This is a genomic window from Amnibacterium flavum (genome assembly GCF_003097495.1).
GTDB lineage: Bacteria > Actinomycetota > Actinomycetes > Actinomycetales > Microbacteriaceae > Naasia > Naasia flava.
In genome coordinates, this window is record NZ_QEOP01000001.1 from 733042 (window position 1) to 753592 (window position 20551).

The window sequence follows — 20551 nt, forward strand, 5'->3', positions numbered from 1 at the left end:
TCAGCTCGGCGCCGGGCCCGTCGACCGGCCCTCGACGAGGTGGGGGTGAGCGAGGTCGAAGCTGCCCTCGACGGTCTCCCCGAGCTGGCGGAGCAGGATCGCGGCGGCGACCCGGCCGCGCTGCACCACGTTGCGCTGAACGGTGGCCAACTGGGGCTGGGTCCAGCGGGCGATGGACGAGCCGTCGTAGCCGACGATCGAGATGTCCTCGGGCACCCGCAGCCCGGCCTCGCGGGCGATCGTCATGCCCGCGATGGCCATGATGTCGTTGCCGTAGACGATCGCGGTCGGGCGCGGAGTCGCATCGAGGACCGTGCGGGTGAGCTCGGCGCTCTCATCGGCCGAGTAGCTGCGGGTCGCCACCACCGGATGCGCCGTGATGCCGGCCGCGCCGAGAGCTCCCTGGAAGGCTTGACGCCGGATACCCGCCTGCACCCGATCCTCGGGACCGCCGATGTAGGCGATCCGCCGATGGCCGAGTCCGAGGAGGTGCTCCGCAACGGCGCCGAGACCACCGTCGCCCTCCGTGGGCAGGTGGGGGATGGGATCGTCGCCCCACGGTGTGCCGACCAGCACCGCGGGCATGCCTAGGTCGCGCATCAGCCCGTAGCGCTGATCGCCGATGGTGCTGTCGGTGAGCACCACGCCGTCCACGCGGCGCGAGTCGGCCAGTCGCCGGTACAGCGCAGCCTCCTCACCTTGATCGCGGGTGAAGAGGTGCAGCAGCAGGCTGTACTCGTGCTCGGCGAACACGGACTCGAGTCCGGTGATCAGGTCGGCCGTTGTCGTGGACAGTGACGACGACTGAGACTGCCGGTTGAGCACGAGACCCACGGTCTGCGACCGAGCGCGGCGCAGTGCGACCGCGGATGCGCTCGGGGTCCAGTTGAGCTTGCGGGCCGCCTCCCGGATCCGTTCACCGGTCGCCGGCGAGATCGATCCCGTGCCGTTGAAGGTCTTCGAGACGGCGCCCGGCGAGACACCGGCGAGGGCCGCCACGTCGGTGATGGTCGGTCGGCCGGAAGGAGAGGAGCGACGAGGGGTCATTCGTGAGCCTTTCGCGCTGCGCGGTCCGTCCGAGTGCTCGCGGATCCCCGTGGTGCCATCGTCACACCTCGGGGGTGCGCTCGGCCAGCCGTGCGGCGCACTCGACGAGCCATCGAGCGGGATCGCTGCGGGCCTCGGCGCCCGAGCTCGCCGTGTCGGTGAGCGACTCGTGATCGACGAATCCGCGGGGCTCATCGGCGACGAGCCCCGCGATGAGCAGGGCGGGGCGTCCCGCGGCCTGCGCACGATCTCGGACGACGCTCACCACCTTGCCGTGCTCGGACGACGCGTCGTACCGGCCTTCGCCCGTGATGACGATGTCGGCCGACCCGATCGCGTCGGAGAGATGCGCCATGTCGGCGATGGTCTCGGCTCCGGAAACGGCTTCCGCGCCCCAGGCCAGGAGCGCGAACCCCGTCCCTCCCGCCGCACCGGCACCCGGGGTGTCGGCATCGGTTCCGGTCGTCGCAGCGAGCAGATCGGCGAAGCGGGTCATGCGCGCCTCGGCGGCGGGGATCTCGTTGGAGGTGATCCCCTTCTGCGGGCCGAACACGTTGACGGCGCCGCGCGGGCCGAGCAGCGGACTCCGCACATCGCTGAGTATCGTCGCTCCTCCTGCGGGCATCGCCCGGAGGTCGGAGAGGTCGATCCGCGCCAGATCCGCCAGACCGCGGTTGCCCGAGGGGATGTCGTCCCCGTCGCCATCGAGGAGGCGAGCGCCGAGTGCCCGGAGCATGCCGGCGCCGCCATCCGATGAGGCACTGCTGCCCAGGGCGAGCAGCAGTCGGTCGACCCCCGCATCGAGTGCGGCCGCGATGGCCTGACCGAACCCCGTCGACTGGGCGTCGAGCCCGTCGAGCTCCCTGAGCATCGTGATCCCGCTGGTGCTCGCGACCTCGACGAGTCCGGTGCGGATGTCGCGGTCGTCGAGCTCGAGCCAGGAGGCTTCGACCGTTCGGCCGTCGGGCCCGTTCACCTCGAGCGCGTGGCGGATGCTGCGATCCGCGCTCGCGGCCATGGCGTCGAGTGTGCCCTCGCCCCCGTCGGCCATGGGGCGGATGACGACTCGATCCGACGGCCGGGTCCGCGTCCAGCCGGACGCGATCGCCCGCGCCGCGTCGGCGGCGTCGATCGTGCCCTTGAACGAGTCGGGCGCGATCACGACCGTGAGAGCGGACTGCGTCATCGGGACCTCCGGTAAAACGATATACGCATCCGTCCCGACCCCGCATCCCGCGTCGGGAGATCCCCGCAGGCGCGGGAGACCCTAGTTGGGCTCGACGTCGCCGGCGCTCTCCTCGAGACTCGCGGGCGCGGGCTCGTCGACCTTCACCTTGGCCGTCCTCGGAGTCAGTCCCGCGCTCGCGCTGGCGGGCACGGGGAGGCGCACGATGAGGGCGCCGACGTCCACCCCGAACCGCCCCGTCGTGGTCTCGCCCACCGGATCGCCGTCGAGCTCTGCGAGCACGGGCTTGTCGAGCTCGAACGAGAACTCGGCCCCCGCCCACTGCTTCAGCGAGGCGAGTCCGTTGCGGTTGCGCGAGGCGACGTCGATGGCGACTCCGACCCAGCCCGCGACGACATTGGGCTGGAGCACGACGAGGTCGAGCTGCCCGTCGTCGAGGACGGCTCCGGTCGCGATCTCGATGCCCGCCATCACCGAACTGCAGTTGCAGGCCAGGACCATGATGCTGTTCGTCTGCGGCTGCTCCTCGCCGTCGACGGCGATGGTGACGCCGAACGGGCGCTTCAGCAGATTGGGTCCGGCTGCCGCGATGTAGGCGCCCCAGCCGACCTTCTTCTTCAGGTTGTCGTCGGTCCCCGCCATGATCTGCGCGTCGAGGCCGACGCCTCCCATCACGACGAAGGGGCGTTCCTCGCCGTCGTCGAAGGTCGCGACTCCGACGTCGATGGCCCGGTTCTGGCCTCGGAAGGCGATCTCCAGGGCGTCCTCGAGGGAATCGACCGGAATGGCGAGGTTGCGGGCGAGCAGGTTGCCGGTGCCGCTCGGCAGCAGACCGTACGGGATGCCGGTGCCGCGCAGCACGCCGGCGACGACCCGGACGGTGCCGTCTCCTCCCATGACGCAGACGAGATCGGGCTCGCTGGCGACGGCCTGCTCGGCAGCGGCGAGGCCCGAGTCGTCGGCGGCGGTCCCGAACCATTCCGGCTCGGCCCAGCCCGAGTGGAGGGAGAACCCGGCGATGGTGTCCTTCATCGCGTCGAGGTCGTCGAACTTGCTCGGATTGATGACGATCGCGACCCGGCGGCGATCCGCTGCTGACTGCTCCATGCGCTCACTGTAGGGAGCATCGCCCGTGAACACGGTCAGAAGATGCCGCCGGACGCGCGGGGTGGATCGACGCCCGGTTCGATCACCGTCCGAAGAAGTCGTCCAGCCCCGGGATCTGGAAATCGGAGCCGAGGCCGCCGAGCTGATCTCCGAAGCCCGAGACCTGGTCGCCCAGTCCGGAGACGGCCTCGCCGGCACCATCGGCAACCCCGTCGAGGCCGCCGGTGAGCCCCTCGATGTCGAGGTTCCCGGCCAGGGCGTCGAAGTCGACCCCGAAGTTCGCCGCGTCCGCGAGCAGCGGGCCGGCGATGGAGCTGAGGATCGCGCCTCCCGCGACCGCGCCCAGCACACCGCCCGCCGCGAGACCGGCACCGGCCGCAGCGCCGCCCACCATCGCGGTTCGACCGATGCCGCCGCCCGACCGGCTCCCGCCCGCGCGGGCGAGCAGCCCGCGGAGCATGCCCGGCCTGCCCATCTCGGTCCGTGTGGCCGCGCGTGCGAGGTCGTCGGTCCCCGCGGAACGGGGACGCTCGTGGGCGGGCAGCTCCTCGTTCATCCGCGCTTGGATCTGCTCACGCTGCGCGGGGGTCAGACGTGCGAACGCCTCACGGTGGACCGTCTCGAGCTGGTGGGGATCCGCGGTCTGCAGCAGATAGTCGTATCGGGCGATAGCCGCCCGGTCCGCCGGATCTACCGGCGCCGCGGCCCCGGTACGGGCGGGGACCGCGGGAGCGCGATACGCCGTGTCGGCCGCGGGGCGGGTCGACCGGGTCGGGCGACCGTCGCCCGTCAGAGCGTCGGCGGCGCTGCGCACCATCGAGCGCCAATCGCCGGAACCCGAGCCCTGCTGAGATGAGCCGCTCTTGTCGAGCGCCTTCTGGGCCATGCCGGTCAGCTTCGAGAACATGCTCATTCGGATTCGTCCTTCCGGGTGGTGGGGGTCGTTTCATGCGAGTCGTCGACGGAGTGACCGCCGCTCGCGACCGCGACCGGCTCGCCGTGCAGTTCGCTGCGGTCGCCTTTCGCGCCGTCGCCGCGGGTCTTCAGCAGGCTGGCCACGGTGGCGACCGCCACGGTGAGTCCGATGAAGAGGAGCGAGAACCAGATGGGGATCTCGGGGACCCATTCGATGTGCTCGCCGCCGTTGATGAACGGCAGCTCGTTGACGTGGAGGGCGTGGAAGACGAGCTTCACCCCGATGAAAGCGAGGATGACCGCCAGTCCCTGCGCGAGGTAGACGAGGCGCTCGAGCAGGCCGCCGATGAGGAAGAACAGCTGTCGGAGACCCATCAGCGCGAACGCGTTCGCGGTGAAGACGATGTACGCCTCGTTGGTGAGCCCGTAGATCGCGGGAATCGAGTCGACGGCGAAGATCAGGTCGATGAAGCCGATCGCGATGATCGTGAGCAGCATCGGGGTGACGAAGCGCTTGCCGTTCTTCACCACCGTGAGCTTGTCCGAGTTGTACTCGTCGCTCACCGGCAGCACCCGGCGCACGAATCGCATGAATCGACCGTCGGCGGGGTTCGAGTCGTGGCTTCCGAACGCCTGCCGGTAGGCCAGTACGAGCAGGAGGCCGCCGAAGATGTAGAAGATCCAGGAGTAGCTCTCGATGAGGCCGGCGCCGATGGCGATGAAACCGCCGCGCAGGATCAGGGCGATGATGATGCCGATCATCAGCACCTTCTGCTGGTAGATCTTCGGCACCGCGAAGCCCGCCATCACGATGAGGAAGACGAAGAGGTTGTCGATCGACAGCGCCTTCTCGGTCAGGTAGCCGGCGAAGTACTCCCCTCCGAATCTCCAGTCGGTGAAGACACCGATGCCGACGCCGAAGAGGAGAGCGAGTCCGATGTAGAACGCCGACCAACGAGCGGACTCGCCGATCGTCGGTTCGTGCGGTTTGCGCACGTGTGCGAAGAACTCGTAGGCGAAGAAGGCGATCGTGACGGCGATCGTGATGAGCCAGGTCAGGGTTGTTACCTGCACAGGGGTACTCCAAAGGGGATTGGCGTGGACTGATGACGCCAAGGTCTCCTCCGCTCCGTCAGAGCGACGGAACCGGCGGCCCGGGATGCTTCGATGCATCCGTATTGACGGGCCGACCGCAGACGGGAGTACTCCCCTTGATGTTTAGGAAACTAACGCACCGGCTTACGGGACCGCCAACTCACCAATGGAATTCATATGGTCCGTTCAGGCTTTCCGCACGCTCGGCACGCCATGGTGGGGGCCTGCAATCGTCCTGTACCCTCGGTCTCTTCCGGGCTCGTCCGATGTGACTCGCGTGCGGCCTGCGATCGATGCGTTCGCCCCGATCGCAGCCTTGCGAGATCGACCGCGTGCCCTGGCGGCGCCGTGGCCGCCATGACATAGCCTGAAATCGCCGTTCCGCGGAACAGCAGGCCGAAAACGACCGAGAACAGATGAGCGGAAGGATGCCGATGAGCGAGCCCACGCGGCGTTCGGCCCGAACCGCGGCGGTGCCCACCGTGGCGCGTCACGGCCGGCTCAAGCGGTCGAGCGTCACCCTCGCGATCCTCAAGATCATCGGTCTCGTCACCGCGGTCGCCGTCGCCAGCGTCGCCTCCATCACGGGCATCGTCGTCTGGGATTTGAGCCGTCAGGTGAAGACGGTCTCGCTCGGCGACCCCGATGCGCCCGCTGCCCCGATCCCCGAGATCGGCGCCATCCAGGGCGGTGTCAACATGCTGCTGGTGGGCAGCGACAGCCGCGCGAACTCGGTCTACTCCTACGGCGAGGACCCCGAAAGCGAGCTCAACGACGTCAACATCCTGCTGCACATCTCGCAGGACCACACGAGTGCGGTCGCAGTCAGCTTCCCCCGTGACACGTTCGTCCCGATACCCGAGTGCGACGACGGCGATGGCGGGACCAACGGCCCCGCGTCCGCGCAGAAGATCAACACGGCTCTCATGTACGGCGGAGGAGGCGCGAAAGCCGGTCTCGCCTGCGCGGTCAAGACCGTCGAGAACCTCACCGGCTTGACCATCCCCTTCGCCGCGATCATCACGTTCGACGGTGTGATCGAGATGTCCAATGCCGTGGGTGGTGTCTCGGTCTGCGTCGCGGAGCCGATCGAGGACGAGAACACCGAGCTGTATCTCGACGCCGGAACACACAACCTCCAGGGCGTCGACGCGCTCAAGTTCCTGCGCACCCGCTACGGGGTCGGCGACGGCAGCGACGTGACCCGCATCAGCTCGCAGCAGAACTTTCTCTCCTCGCTGATTCGTCAGGTGAAGAGCTCCGACACCCTCGGCGATGTGGGCAAGCTCTACGGCCTCGCCGGCGCGGCGGTGCGCAACATGGTCTTCTCCGACTCGCTGCGCAATATCGACACGCTCGTCCAGATCGCCCGCGCCCTGCAGCCGATCGACCTCGACAAGATCGCCTTCGTGCAGTACCCGACCTATGAGACCGACGGCGGACTGGAGCCGAACTACGATTCGGCCGAAGTGCTGTTCGCCGCGATCACCTCGGATCAGGCGGTCCAGGTTCAGGCGCCGCCCGAGGGGGAGCGCACCGGAACCGTCGCAGATCCGAATGCGCCGGCTCCCGACCCGAATGCTGCTCCGGCGCCTGAGAGCACCGATCCGGCGGCGCCCCCGGCGACGGAGGTGCCTGTCACGGTGCTGCCATCGGACGTGCTGGGCCAGTCGGCTGCCGAATCACGCTGCACGGTCGGACGCACACTCGAGGACCAGTAGGTCCACTCGAGGACCAGGAGGTCGCCGCCGACGACTCGCCTGGAGCTCGATCGGATGAGGCTCAGCGCGCGTCGTCCGCGAGGGTGGGCAGCTGCACATCGTCGATCGGATCGACAGTCGACGGCGTCGTGAGCCGAGCCTGGACCGGTGCCGCGTCGGCGTTGTGCGACTGAGTCGCGAGGAGGGCCCCTCCGAGCAGGGAGGCCGTCACTGCTGCGGCGGCGAGCAGGTGTGCCGAGAAGCGCACGAGCGGGCGGGGAGCGATGAGGCTGAACACGGTCTCGGTCTATTCGTTCGGCGGAGCGGGGCGATGGGGTTCATGTCATGTCCTCACTTCTGCGGACACGTCCTCACTATGGCGGACATCTTGTACCCCGAAAAGTCCCCCTTGTGCGTGACACCCGAACAAGGGGCGCGCGCGAGACGATGTCGCTGGGGCCGGTCGGCGGGTTTCGATTAGAGCTCATCACCTCTGGCGGCTATGCTGTCTGATGCGTCAGGAGACGTCGCATAGTCCGGTCGAGTGCACCACCCTGCTAAGGTGGAGAACCCGCAAGGGTTCCGAGGGTTCAAATCCCTCCGTCTCCGCAGGGCGTCTCGGGCTTAGTCTCGATGGCGTGTGATTTGCGCCCGTAGCTCAGCGGATAGAGCAATTGACTACGGATCAATAGGTCGGGGGTTCAAATCCCTCCGGGCGCACAAAAGGAGAAGGCCCCGCCGTTCACGGCGGGGCCTTCTCCTTTTCCGGGTCCGGAAGTACGCGAAGCCCTTCAGGGTGGGCCCCCGCTGGCGAGGGGCCCCGAGCGCGGCGAACCCGCTCGCGAGGTCAGCTCACGTGGACGTCGGGGCGGCGCGACCTGGACGCCTCGGCCCGTCGCAGCACCTCGCGGGTGACCGGCGCGACCTCACCGGTACCCGTGATCAGGTAGCGGAACATGTTCGAGATCGGGTTGCCCTCGGTCCACTCGAAGTAGATCTCGGGCACCACTCCGGTGACGTCCCGGATCTCGAGCAGGATCGTCGCCAGGGTGTTCGGGATATTCCCGCTCTTCACCTGGAGGATTCGGAAGCCGTGACGGATGACCCCGCCTACTTGGAGGTCCTCCTCGAAGTTCGAGGAGTCGGCCGGATAGACCTCGAGGAAGAGCACGGGTGCGCGCCCCGGGATGCCGCTGTCGCGACGCTCCTCGCTGAGCTTCTTCCGGTACTCATCGGCGCTCCCCGTGTTCGGCTCGTGCGAGATGATGCGGATCGCTCCGTAGTCGTCGGCGTCCGACTCGACGAAGTCGCGGGCCTGTGCGTCGAGCGTCACGGACGTCGCGCGGAGCTGGAACGATCGCTGCACACGCGAGATCAGCGAGACGACGATGATCCCGACGATGAACACCGCGGCGATGCGGACCCCGTCGGGGCGTTCGATCACGTTGACGATCGTCGTGTAAACGAAGACCGCCGCGATGGCAGCGAACCCCACGGTGCGCCGGCGCTGCTTCTTGTGCAGCGCCGAGAGCGTCACGGCGATCGAGGCCGAGGTGATGAGGACGAGAACGCCGGTGGCGTAGGCGCCGCCCTGCGCATCGACGTTCGCGTCGAACAGGATCGTGATCAGGAAGGCGATGGCCGTGAACACGAGAACGAGGGGACGGACCGCTGCCGCCCACTGCGGCGCCATGCCGTAGCGGGGCAGGTAGCGCGGGACGATGTTGAGCAGCCCCGCCATCGCCGACGCCCCGGCGAACCAGAGGATGCAGATCGTGCTGATGTCGTAGGCGGTGCCGAAGATGTCGCCGAGGAACTCGTGAGCCAGGTAGGCGAGGGCGCGTCCGTTCGCCTCGCCGCCCGCCTGGAACTGCTCCTGCGGGATGAGCAGGGTCGTCACGATGCTGGAGGTGATGAGGAACGTCGACATGATGAGCGCCGCGGTCAGCAGCAGCCGCTTCGCGCCGCGGATGCGTCCGACGGGGTTGGCGGCCGTGTCACCCGGTGCGCCGGTGATCTGCGGCATCACGGCGACACCCGTCTCGAAGCCGGAGAGGCCGAGGGCGAGCTTCGGGAACACGATGAGGGCGATTCCCACCATCACGAACGGATTGCCGTGCTGGGCGGTGAGCGCAGCCCACCAGTCGGTCACGACGACGGGGTTGTCGAAGACGTGCCCGATGGACACGACGATGACCACGGCGTTGAGTGCGAGGAACACGGCGACGAGGACGACCGCGATGTTGATCGCCTCCTTGAATCCCTTCAGGAACACGATGCCCAGCAGGGCGACGAGTCCGAGGGTGAGGGGGACCTCCGCGCCGTCGAACCAGGCGGGTGCGAACGGATTCTCGACCGCGTGGGCGGTCGCGTCGGCGGCGGACAGGGTGATCGTGATCATGAAGTCGGTCGCCGCGAATCCCAGCAGGACGAGCACGAACAGCTTTCCGCCCCACCAGGGCAGCAGGCGTTCGAGCATCGCGATCGACCCCTCTCCCCGGAAGCTCTCGCGTGCGACGCGACGGTAGACGGGGAGCGCGCCGAGCAGGGTGAGCAGCACGAGGACGATGGTCGCCATCGGGGAGAGCAGCCCTGCGGCCACCGCGGCGATCGCCGGCTGGTAGCCGAGTGTCGAGAAGTAGTCGACACCGGTGAGGCACATGACCCGCCACCAGGAGTGCGTCTTCTCGACGGTCTCGGCGTGCGGTCCGGGGTGGGAGCCGGAGTTGCTCTTCAGTCCGTACAGCAGCCAGGACCGGAGCCGATCGCTGCGCAGGTGCGGCAGCGGCGAGGGCTCGAGCGCGTCGGCGTCGGCGGGTTGGGCTCGAGTGGTCACCAGCCGTTTCTACACGGTGAGGGGGCGTCGATCCGGCCGCCCGAGCCGATCGCCCGTGAGGATTTCGTTAGGATTCCGCGCCGAGTGCGTGGACGGCGGCCGTGAAGGTCGTCCTCCGCGGCGAGGGCGGCTCCGCGCGGGGTGATGATGGAGCCATGCGATTCGGTATCCACTTCATGGACTTCAACATCCCCGGCGGTTCCGCCGCTCTGGCCCCCGCGCTCGGCGGCACGGCGGAAGCGGCTGAGGAGGTGGGGGCGTCCTGGCTCACCGTCATGGACCACTTCTTCCAGATGGAGCAGTTCCGGACGGCGCACGACCCGATGCTCGAGGGATACACGACGCTCGGCTACCTCGCGGCGAAGACGAGCACGGTGAAGCTCGGCACCGTGGTCACCGGTGTGACCTACCGTCATCCCGGTCTGCTCGCCAAGATCGCGACGACGCTCGACGTGCTCTCCGAGGGCCGCGCGTTCCTGGGCATCGGCGCCGCCTGGTACGAGCGCGAGCATCTCGCACTCGGTGTCCCGTACCCGCCGCTCGCCGAGCGCTTCGGGCGCCTCGAAGAGGCCATCCGGATCGCCCTGCAGATGTGGAGCGACGACGACGGTCCGTTCGCCGGCGAGTACTACCAGCTCGCCGAGACGATCAACGTTCCCGCTTCCGTGCAGAAGCCGCACCCGCCGATCGTGATCGGCGGCTCCGGCGAGCAGAAGACCCTCCGCCTCGTGGCCCGCTATGCCGACGCCACCAACCTCATCGTGCCCGACGCGGCGGCGGCGAAGCACAAGCTCGAGGTGCTCGCCCGTCACTGCGAGACGGAGGGACGCGATTACGCGAGCATCGAGAAGACGGCCATGGCGGGCATGGTCGACCCCGTCGCCGACCCGGATACCGCACTGCGCCAGGCGGAGGAGTTCGCCGCGGTCGGCATCGAGCACCTGCACTACCGTGCCGTCACGCCCGACCCTGCGGGCTGGGCCCGTCGCCTCGGCGACGACTTCGCACCGCGGATGGCGCAGATCGGCTGATCACACGCGGCGGGTGCGCCGCAGCCGTGGTTCCGCCGCCGCGCGCGTCATGATGAGCGCGTGGGTGACTTCTTGTATCAGTGGCCGATCTGGCTGTCGCTGCCGATCTTCGTCGCGGGCTTCCTGCTCGTGTCGTGGGGTGTGCTCCTCGTACTGCGCGGTCCCGTTCGTCGCGCGGCGGTCGACTCCCTCGAGTGGGACCGGGTGCTCGGGTATGCCATCACCGCGTACGGCGTCTTCTACGGCATCCTGCTCGCCCTGGTCGCGGTGTCGGTCTACGAGAACTTCATGCGGGTCGACGAGGCCGTCCTCGCGGAGACGTCGGCCATCGCGACCCTCTTCCGTGATGTCAGCGGATACCCCGACCCCATCGCCGGTCAGCTGATGGATGCGCTCCGCAGCTACACGGAAGGCGTGGTGACCATCGACTTCCCCGCCCAGGCACTCGGGCGGGTGCCGACCGAGGACGACATGCGGGTCCTCGGGCTGCAGGATCTGCTGCTGTCGTTCGAACCCACCACCCCGGGTATGCAGGTGCTCCACAACAACACCATCGCGGCGTTCAACGACCTGATCCTCGCGCGGCGGACGCGGGTCGATATGACCCACCTCGCGCTGCCGTCGCTGTTCTGGGTCGTCATCGGCATCGGCGCGCTGCTCAATGCGGTCCTCCTCGGGCTCATCGAGGTGAAGCGTGTCCGAGTGCACCTGTTCATGTCCGGCGTGATCGCGGTCTTCGTGGGGCTGCTGATCTTCGTGACGGCTGACATGGACCACCCCTACTCCGGAGAGGTGGCCGTCACGTCCGAGGACTACCAGGACCTGCTCGACGACCTGCTGGACTGACACCGCGAGTCGTATTGCACTATGAGACCCATAGTGCAATCATGCACTCTATGAGCGATAGTGCAGTTATGAGCGTGCGCGACCGGCGCATGGAGCAGACCCGTCGCTCGATCACGAACGTCACCCGCGCCATGACAGCGGAGCACGGCCTTCACGGCTTCACCGTCGATCAGGTCTGCGACGAGGTCGGCGTCTCGCGCCGCACCTTCTTCAACTACTTCCGCACCAAAGAGGACGCGATCGTCGGTGCCGACAATGCCGCGGTCGAGATCGAGGAGGCCGTCGCCTTCCTCGATGCCCGTGACGCGGAGCGGGGCGCGACGAGTCCCGTCGACTACCTCGCCGAACTGGCCATCCATCAGGTCTCGGCGATCGGCCTCACCCCTCAGCAGGCCGCCGGGTTCATCGCGGCGCTCGAGAAGGAGCCGCAGCTGCTCGAACGACTCATGAAGTCGGGGAGCGAGCGCGAGCGCGAACTCACCGGGCTGGTGGCCGCGCGCGAGGGGTTCGAGCCCGCCGACGTCCGGGCGCAGGCTGCCGTCGCGATAGCCAACTCGGTGATCCGCATCGCGATGGGCAGATTCGTCGCCCCCGGCAACACCCGATCCTTCGATTCACTCCTGGGCGACGCGCTGGTCGCCGCCCGGGCCGTCTTCCCGCCGGCCGCACCGTCGTCCGCGAACAACCCTGGAGCCTGAACCGTGTCTTCCACCGCACCGACCGCCCGCCCTGCGGACGCCCCGCTGCTTCTCACCAAGCGGCGGATCTGGATCATCTTCGCCGCGCTCATCGCCGGCATGCTGCTCTCCAGCCTCGACCAGACCATCGTCTCGACTGCCATGCCGACGATCGTCGGGCAGCTCGGCGGCGTCGAGCACCAGGTCTGGATCACCACCGCGTACCTGCTGGCCACGACCATCGTGATGCCGATCTACGGCAAGTTCGGTGACGTCCTCGGCCGCCGACGACTCTTCCTCATCGCGATCGCGCTGTTCACCCTGGCCTCCGTCGGGTGCGCCTTCGCGGGCGACTTCTGGTCCTTCGTGGTGTTCCGGGCGATCCAGGGCCTCGGCGGCGGCGGTCTGATGATCCTCTCGCAGGCGATCATCGCCGACATCGTCCCCGCCTCCGAGCGCGGCAAGTACCTCGGCCCCCTCGGCGGCATCTTCGGTCTCTCGGCCGTCGGCGGTCCGCTCCTCGGCGGCTACTTCGTCGACCACCTCACCTGGCAGTGGGCGTTCTACATCAACATCCCGGTCGGCATCGCCGCGTTCGCCATCGCCTGGTTCACGCTCACCCTGCCGAACAAGAAGGCGACTCAGAAGATCGACGTGCTCGGACTCGTCCTCCTCTCGGCGGCGACGACCCTGCTCATCTTCTTCACCGACTTGGGCGGGGACAAGGACTTCGGCTGGGCGGCGCCCGAGACCTGGATGCTCGGCGCCGGCATGGTCATCGCGGCGGCGCTGTTCATCTGGGTCGAATCCAAGGCTGCCGACCCGATCATCCCGCTCGCGCTCTTCCGCAACCCGATCTTCGTCAACGCGACCGCCATCGGCTTCACTCTGGGCCTCGGCATGTTCGCCGCGATCGGCTTCGTGCCCACCTTCCTCCAGATGTCGTCCGGCACGTCCGCCGCGGTCTCCGGGCTGCTGCTTCTGCCGATGATGGTCGGCCTCATCGGCACCTCGATCGTCTCGGGCATCGCGATCTCGAGGACCGGCCACTACCGGATCTTCCCGATCGTCGGCACTCTGCTCACGGGCGCCGCCATGGGTGCCATGACGACCCTGACCGCGGACACCCCGATCTGGCTGATCTGCGTCTACCTGTTCGTGTTCGGCGCCGGCCTGGGGCTCATCATGCAGGTCGTCGTCCTCGTCGTGCAGAACGCGGTCAGCCCCGGAATGATCGGAACCGCGACCTCGACGAACAACTACTTCCGCGAGGTTGGAGCGTCGCTGGGAGTCGCGATCTTCGGGGCGCTCTTCACGACGCGCCTCACCGAGAACCTGACGGGTGTCTTCACCGCCGCGGGTGCGACTCCCGAGGCGGCGGCGGGATCGACCGCGACGCTCGACCCGGCGACGCTGAGCCAGCTTCCCGACGCGGTCCGCGACGGGGTCGTCAACGCCTATGCCGACGCCCTCGCCCCGGTCTTCTGGTACCTCATCCCCTTCATCGGCATCGCGTTCATCCTGTCGCTGTTCCTCAAGGAGATCCCGCTCTCCGACGTGGCCGGTCTGGTCGCGCGCGGCGAGGCGATCGGAGGCGACGAGGCGGAGGCTCTCGAAGCCGCGCACCGGAACGGAGCTCCTGCGGGCTCGACGACCGCAGAGCCTGCTGCGGCCGCGGACTCGGCGTCGGACGACGTCGACGCGGGCGCACCGCCCCGCGCGCGGTGAGCCCGCGGGGCCACCGGATGTCAGGATCATGAGATGACCCAGACTCGCGGCCGCCCCGCGTTCCTGCCCGCCATCCTGTGCGCGACCGCCCTGATCGCCGGAATATTCGTGCTCGGCAGCGACGGCTACCTGATCGTCCGCTTCGCCGTCGCCATCCTGGCGCTCATCGTGGCGGTCATCGCCATGCAGAACACGGCCTGGCCGTGGGCGCTGCCGGCTGTCGCGGTGGCGATCATCTGGAACCCGATCTACCCCTTCGACTTCTCCGGCACGCTATGGGCTGGCGCTCATGTCCTGGCCGCCGCCGCGCTGCTGGCCATCGCCCTGCTGTTCCGGGCCCCCGTCGACAGTGCGCCGGCGGTGAGGCGTCGGCGCTGAGCCCTGCGCCGCGCCTGTCGGCCGTGCCGGCGGGAGCGTTCATCGCGTCGGCGAGCCGTTGTTCCGTTCGCTGTCGCTGAGGCGCGCGGTGACCTCTTCGCGGGCGAGGGTCAGCACCCACGCGAGTGGTTCGCCCGCCCGCGGGTCGTAGCGGCCGGCATTCCGCCAGACCTCGAGGAAGACCGCCTCGGCGATGGACTCGCAGTGCCGGTCGTCGGCGAGGGATCCCCGCACGAGCGCGAGCACTCGCGGTGCCGTTCGGTCGTAGAACTGCGAGAGGGCCGCCCGGTTGCCGTCCGCGATGAGAACGACCAGCTGGTCCAGCGGTTGATGGGGGAGGACCCGGCCGGGGACTGGGGCCACTCGCCTCAAGCTAACGCGGATCACTGCTTGCCGATGGGACTACTCGGAGAACTCGGGTGAAAACCCTCAGCATTCTCCCCGGGAAAGGCCGCAGCTCGAGTCGACCATTTGCGGTTATCAGCCCAGGGCCGGATCTGCCGATCCGTCCTATCACCCCCACTCCGGGGGACAAGACGGGGCTCCCATGAGGGGATCTCTTTTCAGCTGTCCTCAAGGAGGGGGACAATTCTGACCGGTGGTCCACCATTTGGGGGACATTTGCTGGCGAGGTGGTGACGCGCCCTATATGTTGAAGTCCGAGGTCGGAGCGCATTGCGAGGACTTCACCACCGTCGGACCGAAAGCTACCCGATGCATCGACATTCCCCCAATGTCGTGCAGGCAGTCGGTCGACCTCGTGGCCAACGTTGAGGCACGCGGGACTACCCACCCCGCACGGACCCGCTCACGCGGACGGATCTCAGTTGACTGTCGCCGGTGGCGGGCCAAGCCCGCCATCGGCAGAGTCGCGCCGCGAAGCCCTCGAGCCGTGACCGGCCTTCGTCAGGCGCCGTTCCTGAGCTTGATGCTCAGGCGTTCGAGTTCCGCGAGCTCCTGCGCGTCGAGCGACTCCGAGAGGCGCTGGCGGATCGACTTCGCGTGCTCGACCGCCACCTGCCGGTAGATCTCGAAGCCTTCGGGCGTCAGCTGCACGAACGTGCCGCGACCGTCGTTCTCATCCGGCGTCTTCTCGACGAGGCCTCGCGCCGCCAGTCGATCGACGAGTCGACTGATGCTCGGCTGGGTCAGGAGCACGAGCTGGGTCAGGTCGCGTAGGCGGCAGCGCTGTCCGGGTGCGCGCGAGAGATTGAACAGCACGTCGTACTCGTTGAGCGAGAGCGTCTTCGGGAATTCCGCCGCCAGTTGGCGCATAACGGCCACCTGTGCTCTGAAGAGCGCTTCCCACGCCGTCACTGCGGTCGACTTCGCCATGTTCCTCCTCGGCCGGTGGGCTCAAGAATAGGGCCGACCGGGGGGATGGCGGGAATGCGCTGACGCTGCGGCTCGTGGCATGATTGAGGGCCGGCCGCAGAGGCTGGCGGCCGGCCCTCTCCCTTGCACCAAGAGTGTCCTGCAATCACATTCCGCGTTAGCTGCCACAGCAAACAACTAACGCTCTTGAAAGATATAACGGTTTGGTAACGCGCGCCAGTCTTTGGGCGCGATTCTTCCCTGGGAATTCTCCGTGACCGATGCTCGTGGGGCAGCCCGGCCGCTGCGGCTCGCGACTGTCGCGCGTGCCGGGGCCTCGCTCGCGCTAGCCGTCGCCTGGGGAGGGCTCGTCGCGGGGTGCGCGCAGAGCTCCGCGGTGCTGCCTGGGGACCTACGGGTCGAGGTCCTGCAGAACCGCACCGACTATGCCGCTGGTCGCATGCAGGTACGTGTCATCAACGCATCCGACGAGGACGTCGTCGTGTCCGAGGTCGCTTACAACGATCCGCGCTTCGAGTCGGATGCTGTCTGGACCGGCGACAGCGAGGTCCGCGGCGGGATCACGCGCGACCTCCCGGTTCAGATCCCTGTCGCGATCTGCCCGCCCGGTGTCGGGTCCGGCACAGCACGGCTGACGTTCGCAGTGGCGGACCGGGACGGGGTCGCGACGGTCGAGGTGACCGATCCGCTCGAGATGGTGGGTCGGGTGACGGAGGAGCAGTGTTCCGCTGCGGCCGTCGCATCGGCGGCGGAGGTGGCCTTCGGCGCGAGCGTCGAATTCAGCGGCTCAGGGGCCGACGAGGTGGCGCTCGTGCCATTGACCGTTTCCACGATCAGCGATGTCGACGTCACGGTCGACAGTGTCGGGAGCACCGTGCTGCTGCAACCCGAGGGCGGAGCGGACTCCTGGCCGCTCGATCAGAGGATCCCGGGGGAGTCGACGTCGACGATCGTGCTGCCCGTCGTGCCGGCCCGGTGCGATCCGCACGCCGTCGCGGAGGACAAGGTGGGTACGCGCTTCCCGCTCACGATGACCGTGGGAGATCAGACGTCCGAGATCACGCTCGTCATGCCGTCCGAGGTGCGCGCCCTGGTCTTCGAGTACATCGGCCGTCGTTGCGGATCGGCGTGACGGCGACCGCGGGGATCAGAAGCGGTCGGGGCTCGGAGCTCCGTGCGAGTGGCGCACGATGACGTCGGCATGGCGGTCGAACCGGTAACCGGCTCCACGGACCGTGCGAACGATCGCCTGGTACGAACCCAGCTTCGAGCGCAGGCGGCGCACGTGCACGTCGATCGTGCGCGAATTCGGTGCCTCCTCGTCGCCGGCGCCCCAGAGCGCGGAGATAATCTCGGAGCGGTCGATGGTGCGCCCTTCGCGAAGCACCAGGTACTGGAGGAGTTCGAACTCCTTGAAGGTGAGAGGGGCCACCTCGCCGCCGAGTGTCACGTGCTTGCGCGAGATATCGATGACGACGCCCTCGGCCGAGCCGGCCAGAACCTCCTCTTCGGCGCCCCGCCGCCCGGCGAGAGCGGCGGGCTCCTGGAGCGCGAGCCGGACGACCTCGACATCCCGACCACCCGAGCGTGCGCGGGCGAGGGCGACGGCGGCATGCGTCTCGGCTGAGGGGACGAGTTCGGCGGTCAGTGCGCGGAGCGCGCGGACGAGGGTGGGGAGGTCGATGCCGGCAGCGGCCGCCTTCGCCTCGTCGACGCCGACGTAGAGAGCGAAGCCGCGGGCCTCGGTGCCCTCGGGAACCGCGTGCAGCTTGGCGGGAGCGTCCGCCGTCGTCACGGGACGGAGAGGGGCGACGGGCCGGTCGACCTGACGGTCGGCGAGGGTGGGACGGCGAGTGGTGGTGGCGAGATCGAGCTGGAGAAGCGACATTGTCGGAGAAGACCTTCGATGAGGGTGCTCAAAGATGAGCGGCACGGCCAGCCGTGCGAGAAGCGAATGCGGGAGCGCGTCGATCAGAGGATCGACGGGGAGTCCTGCCGACCAGTCGGCTTCGAGGGGTACGACCTCGGCGCTGGTGGAGCTGTGGACTCGGCGGGTAGAAGGCTCAGCGGCACATTCGACACGACATCGCGCAGCCGGCCATCATGCCGGCGGATCCGGAGGCCTCGAGGGAGGTCAGGATGCGCGAATAGTGAGACATGGGGTCGATTTTGTCCTACGAAAGTGAGACATGTCAACATTTCCGTTCGATCAGAACGGCGAGTCGCCCGATTCGGGCAGTGTTCGACCGCGAGAACTGCCCGAAACGGGCAGCTCGTGGATCAGGAGACGGTGCCGTAAAGGCGGTCGCCCGCGTCGCCCAGTCCCGGGACGATGTAGCCGTGCTCGTTGAGGCGCTCGTCGAGTGCTCCGAGCACGATCGACACGTTCCGGCCGTCGATGGCGCGCTCGATGGCGGCGACACCCTCGGGAGCGGCGAGCAGGCAGATGGCGGTCACGTCCACCGCGCCGCGATCGAACAGGTACTCGATCGCCGCGAGCAGGGATCCGCCCGTCGCCAGCATCGGGTCGAGTACGAAGCACTGCCGGTTCGACAGGTCGTCGGGCAGGCGTTCCGCGTAGACCGACGGTTCGAGTGTCGTCTCGTCGCGGACCATGCCCAGGAAGCCGACCTCTGCGCTCGGCAGGAGCTTGACCATTCCGTCGAGCATGCCGAGTCCGGCGCGGAGAATGGGCACCACCAGCGGTTTGGGATCGCTGATCGCGAGGCCGGTCGTCACCGCGACGGGGGTCTCTATCTCGACGGTGTTGGTGCGAACCCCCCGCGTGGCCTCGTAGGCGAGCAGCGTGACGAGCTCCTCCGTGAGGTTGCGGAACGTCGCCGAGGGCGTCGTCTTGTCACGCAGGACCGTGAGCTTGTGGGTGATCAGGGGATGGTCGGCCACATGCACTCGCATAGGGTCAATCTAATGGTCTCGAGCCGACGAGGAGCACCGAGGGCGTGAGCGAGCAGACGAACGTGCGGTCCTGGATGGCCGAGGCGCTGGCTGAGGCCCGCGCTGCGCTGGCGACCGGCGATGTCCCGGTCGGGGCGGTCGTCGTCGACGAGAGCGGCGTCGTGATCGCGCGAGGACGCAATGAGCGCGAGGCGACGGGAGATCCGACGGCTCATGCCGAGGTCGTGGCGCTCAGGGCGGCCGCGGCTCTGCGAGGCGATTGGAATCTCGCCTCCTGCATCCTCGTCGTCACCCTCGAACCGTGCGCGATGTGCGCGGGCGCGGCGCTCGCGTCACGCGTGGGTCGCGTCGTCTACGGGGCATGGGACGACAAGGCCGGCGCGGTCGGGTCGGTCTACGACCTGCTGCGGGATCGGCGGCTGCCGCACCGGGTCGAGGTGGTCGCCGGTGTCGACGCCGACCTGAGCTCGGCGATGCTGCGGCAGTTCTTCGACGACCGGAGGTAGCCCGACCGCCTGCCCGGGTCAGTCGAGGGCGCGGATGACGATGGTCTCGGTGGGGGTCGCCGAGTCCGCGGCGATGTCGGGCTCGACGAAGACCGCTTCGACACGGCTGTCGGCCTTGCGGACCGCGTGGTCCACTTCGCCGATGGTGAGGACGACCTCGGTGAGCCGCAGGAGCGGCGAGAGGCCGACGCGTGCGACGACGACGAGCCCGCCGTCCGCCCGCTCGAGTGCGTGGAGCGCCGACACCCCCTTCACGAGTCCGACCGCGTGGATTGCGGCGTCGATTGCGCTGAGATCTGGCGAGTGAGTGGACATCGAGGGAGCTCCGAACGACTGGTGGCCCAATCCTAAGATGGGCGCGTGCAAGATTCCCCGGACGTTTCGCTGCCCCACGTGGCCATTCTCGGAGCCGGCTCGATGGGGGGAGCGATCCTCGCAGGGCTCACCGCCCCCGGCGTCTCGGTGGATTCCGGCATCGCCGTCACGACTCGCTCGCGCTCATCAGCGGAGCGCGTCACGGCCGACGGCGTGACGGTTCTGACCACAGACGATGATGCCGACGCCAACCGCGCTGCGGTGCGTGGTGCGAAAGTCGTCGTGCTCGCCGTCAAGCCCGTCGGCATCGCAGCCCTGGCCTCCGAGATCGCAGACGCCCTCGACTCGGATGCGATCGTCGTGAGCGTCGCCGCCGGTATCCCCACCTCCCGCATCGAGGCCGAGCTCCCCGCCGGAACCGCTGTCGTTCGCGCGATGCCGAACACTCCGGCGACGATCGGTCTGGGAGTGACGGGCCTGAGCGCCGGCAGTGCGGTCGAACCCGGTGCGCTCGAGCTGGTGGAGCGCGTCTTCTCGACGATGGGTGCCGTCCACGTGATCGACGAGGACCGGCAGGACGCGCTCACCTCTGTGTCGGGTTCGGGCCCGGCCTACGTCTTCTACTTCATCGAGCAGCTGGCCGCGGCCGCTCGGGCGCGGGGGCTCGACCCCGAGCTGGCGGACGCGCTCGCCCGCGAGACCGTGCACGGGGCGGCGGCGCTCGCCGCGTCCTCGGATCTCGATGCCGCGGAGTTGCGGCGCAGGGTGACCAGCCCGAACGGCACGACCGAGCGCGGGGTCGCGGTCCTCGAGGCGCGGGATCTGGCGTCGACTCTCGACGCCGCGACGGCGGCCGCAGCGGCTCGCTCGGCGGAGATCACCGCCTCCCTGTCCTGACCCGCCGCGGTCCCGACCTGCCCAGCCCTGACCTGA

At 68.4% G+C, this 20551-nt stretch carries 21 protein-coding genes and 2 tRNA genes; 11 read left to right on the forward strand and 12 right to left on the reverse strand.

The features are described from left to right. The 5 genes from DDQ50_RS03445 to DDQ50_RS03465 form a co-directional block, all read right to left on the reverse strand. Positions 1 to 1047 carry a LacI family DNA-binding transcriptional regulator gene (locus DDQ50_RS03445; RefSeq protein WP_165829674.1) on the reverse strand — a complete coding sequence of 349 codons (1047 nt, stop codon included), beginning with the start codon at positions 1045 to 1047 and terminating at the stop codon, positions 1 to 3. A 61-nt stretch (positions 1048 to 1108) separates the two neighbouring features. Continuing rightward, a complete protein-coding gene (locus DDQ50_RS03450) occupies positions 1109 to 2233 on the reverse strand; it encodes a glycerate kinase (RefSeq protein WP_116755304.1) in 1125 nt (374 codons plus the stop codon). 81 nt (positions 2234 to 2314) lie between these two features. After that, complete coding sequence (locus DDQ50_RS03455; RefSeq protein ID WP_165829675.1) at positions 2315 to 3340, reverse strand: diacylglycerol/lipid kinase family protein; 1026 nt, start codon at positions 3338 to 3340, stop codon at positions 2315 to 2317. 82 nt (positions 3341 to 3422) lie between these two features. Next, the gene (locus DDQ50_RS03460) at positions 3423 to 4253 is read right to left on the reverse strand and encodes a hypothetical protein (RefSeq protein ID WP_116755306.1); all 831 of its coding nucleotides are present in this window, start codon (positions 4251 to 4253) and stop codon (positions 3423 to 3425) included. Next, on the reverse strand, positions 4250 to 5329 hold the full coding sequence (locus DDQ50_RS03465) for a TerC family protein (protein ID WP_116755307.1): 1080 nt from the start codon (positions 5327 to 5329) through the stop codon (positions 4250 to 4252). Before DDQ50_RS03465 ends, DDQ50_RS03460 begins: the two co-directional genes overlap by 4 nt. Positions 5330 to 5784: 455 nt before the next feature. On the opposite strand from DDQ50_RS03465, the gene DDQ50_RS03470 reads away from it, so the two are divergent. Then, on the forward strand, positions 5785 to 7071 hold the full coding sequence (locus tag DDQ50_RS03470; protein WP_116755308.1) for an LCP family protein: 1287 nt from the start codon (positions 5785 to 5787) through the stop codon (positions 7069 to 7071). 61 nt (positions 7072 to 7132) lie between these two features. On the opposite strand, the gene DDQ50_RS03475 is transcribed toward DDQ50_RS03470, so the two are convergent. Continuing rightward, positions 7133 to 7348 carry a hypothetical protein gene (locus DDQ50_RS03475; protein ID WP_116755309.1) on the reverse strand — a complete coding sequence of 72 codons (216 nt, stop codon included), beginning with the start codon at positions 7346 to 7348 and terminating at the stop codon, positions 7133 to 7135. Between the two features lie 222 nt (positions 7349 to 7570). On the opposite strand from DDQ50_RS03475, the gene DDQ50_RS03480 reads away from it, so the two are divergent. Together DDQ50_RS03480 and DDQ50_RS03485 are read left to right on the forward strand one after the other, a co-directional pair. Beyond that, positions 7571 to 7659 (forward strand) — tRNA-Ser (locus DDQ50_RS03480). A 38-nt stretch (positions 7660 to 7697) separates the two neighbouring features. Further along, a tRNA-Arg gene (locus tag DDQ50_RS03485) sits at positions 7698 to 7770 on the forward strand. A 127-nt stretch (positions 7771 to 7897) separates the two neighbouring features. Here the strand turns inward: DDQ50_RS03485 and DDQ50_RS03490 are convergent. Next, on the reverse strand, positions 7898 to 9889 hold the full coding sequence (locus DDQ50_RS03490; RefSeq protein ID WP_377940311.1) for an APC family permease: 1992 nt from the start codon (positions 9887 to 9889) through the stop codon (positions 7898 to 7900). Positions 9890 to 10041: 152 nt separating this feature from the next. On the opposite strand from DDQ50_RS03490, the gene DDQ50_RS03495 reads away from it, so the two are divergent. The 5 genes from DDQ50_RS03495 (at position 10042) to DDQ50_RS03515 (ending at position 14546) form a co-directional block, all read left to right on the forward strand. Continuing rightward, a complete protein-coding gene (locus tag DDQ50_RS03495; protein ID WP_116756069.1) occupies positions 10042 to 10917 on the forward strand; it encodes an LLM class F420-dependent oxidoreductase in 876 nt (291 codons plus the stop codon). A 60-nt stretch (positions 10918 to 10977) separates the two neighbouring features. Continuing rightward, positions 10978 to 11763 carry a bestrophin-like domain gene (locus DDQ50_RS03500; protein ID WP_116755310.1) on the forward strand — a complete coding sequence of 262 codons (786 nt, stop codon included), beginning with the start codon at positions 10978 to 10980 and terminating at the stop codon, positions 11761 to 11763. 68 nt (positions 11764 to 11831) lie between these two features. Then, on the forward strand, positions 11832 to 12461 hold the full coding sequence (locus DDQ50_RS03505; protein WP_165829676.1) for a TetR/AcrR family transcriptional regulator: 630 nt from the start codon (positions 11832 to 11834) through the stop codon (positions 12459 to 12461). Positions 12462 to 12464: 3 nt separating this feature from the next. Further along, on the forward strand, positions 12465 to 14168 hold the full coding sequence (locus DDQ50_RS03510) for an MDR family MFS transporter (RefSeq protein ID WP_116755312.1): 1704 nt from the start codon (positions 12465 to 12467) through the stop codon (positions 14166 to 14168). 33 nt (positions 14169 to 14201) lie between these two features. Beyond that, a complete protein-coding gene (locus DDQ50_RS03515; RefSeq protein WP_116755313.1) occupies positions 14202 to 14546 on the forward strand; it encodes a DUF6804 family protein in 345 nt (114 codons plus the stop codon). A gap of 39 nt (positions 14547 to 14585) precedes the next feature. Here the strand turns inward: DDQ50_RS03515 and DDQ50_RS03520 are convergent, their stop codons facing one another. Both DDQ50_RS03520 and DDQ50_RS03525 read right to left on the reverse strand, forming a co-directional pair. Beyond that, positions 14586 to 14909, reverse strand: a complete 324-nt coding sequence (locus DDQ50_RS03520) for a sigma factor (RefSeq protein ID WP_165829677.1) — start codon at positions 14907 to 14909, stop codon at positions 14586 to 14588. Between the two features lie 543 nt (positions 14910 to 15452). Next, positions 15453 to 15881, reverse strand: coding sequence for a MarR family winged helix-turn-helix transcriptional regulator (locus DDQ50_RS03525; protein ID WP_116755315.1), 429 nt, complete (start codon positions 15879 to 15881; stop codon positions 15453 to 15455). Positions 15882 to 16134: 253 nt separating this feature from the next. Here DDQ50_RS03525 and DDQ50_RS03530 point away from each other — a divergent pair, with 253 nt between their 5' ends. Next, positions 16135 to 17013, forward strand: coding sequence for a hypothetical protein (locus tag DDQ50_RS03530; protein ID WP_116755316.1), 879 nt, complete (start codon positions 16135 to 16137; stop codon positions 17011 to 17013). A gap of 15 nt (positions 17014 to 17028) precedes the next feature. On the opposite strand, the gene DDQ50_RS03535 is transcribed toward DDQ50_RS03530, so the two are convergent. Both DDQ50_RS03535 and upp read right to left on the reverse strand, forming a co-directional pair. Further along, positions 17029 to 17769, reverse strand: a complete 741-nt coding sequence (locus tag DDQ50_RS03535; protein WP_116755317.1) for a winged helix-turn-helix domain-containing protein — start codon at positions 17767 to 17769, stop codon at positions 17029 to 17031. Between the two features lie 392 nt (positions 17770 to 18161). Next, entirely contained in the window at positions 18162 to 18797 is a 636-nt protein-coding gene (gene upp / locus DDQ50_RS03540) for a uracil phosphoribosyltransferase (protein WP_116755318.1), read from the reverse strand. Positions 18798 to 18841: 44 nt separating this feature from the next. Here upp and DDQ50_RS03545 point away from each other — a divergent pair, with 44 nt between their 5' ends. Beyond that, positions 18842 to 19303, forward strand: coding sequence for a nucleoside deaminase (locus tag DDQ50_RS03545; protein WP_465252663.1), 462 nt, complete (start codon positions 18842 to 18844; stop codon positions 19301 to 19303). An 18-nt stretch (positions 19304 to 19321) separates the two neighbouring features. On the opposite strand, the gene DDQ50_RS03550 is transcribed toward DDQ50_RS03545, so the two are convergent. Then, the gene (locus DDQ50_RS03550) at positions 19322 to 19618 is read right to left on the reverse strand and encodes a hypothetical protein (RefSeq protein WP_116755319.1); all 297 of its coding nucleotides are present in this window, start codon (positions 19616 to 19618) and stop codon (positions 19322 to 19324) included. Between the two features lie 78 nt (positions 19619 to 19696). Here DDQ50_RS03550 and proC point away from each other — a divergent pair, with 78 nt between their 5' ends. After that, positions 19697 to 20515, forward strand: coding sequence for a pyrroline-5-carboxylate reductase (gene proC / locus DDQ50_RS03555; protein ID WP_338065111.1), 819 nt, complete (start codon positions 19697 to 19699; stop codon positions 20513 to 20515). Positions 20516 to 20551: the final 36 nt, after the last annotated feature.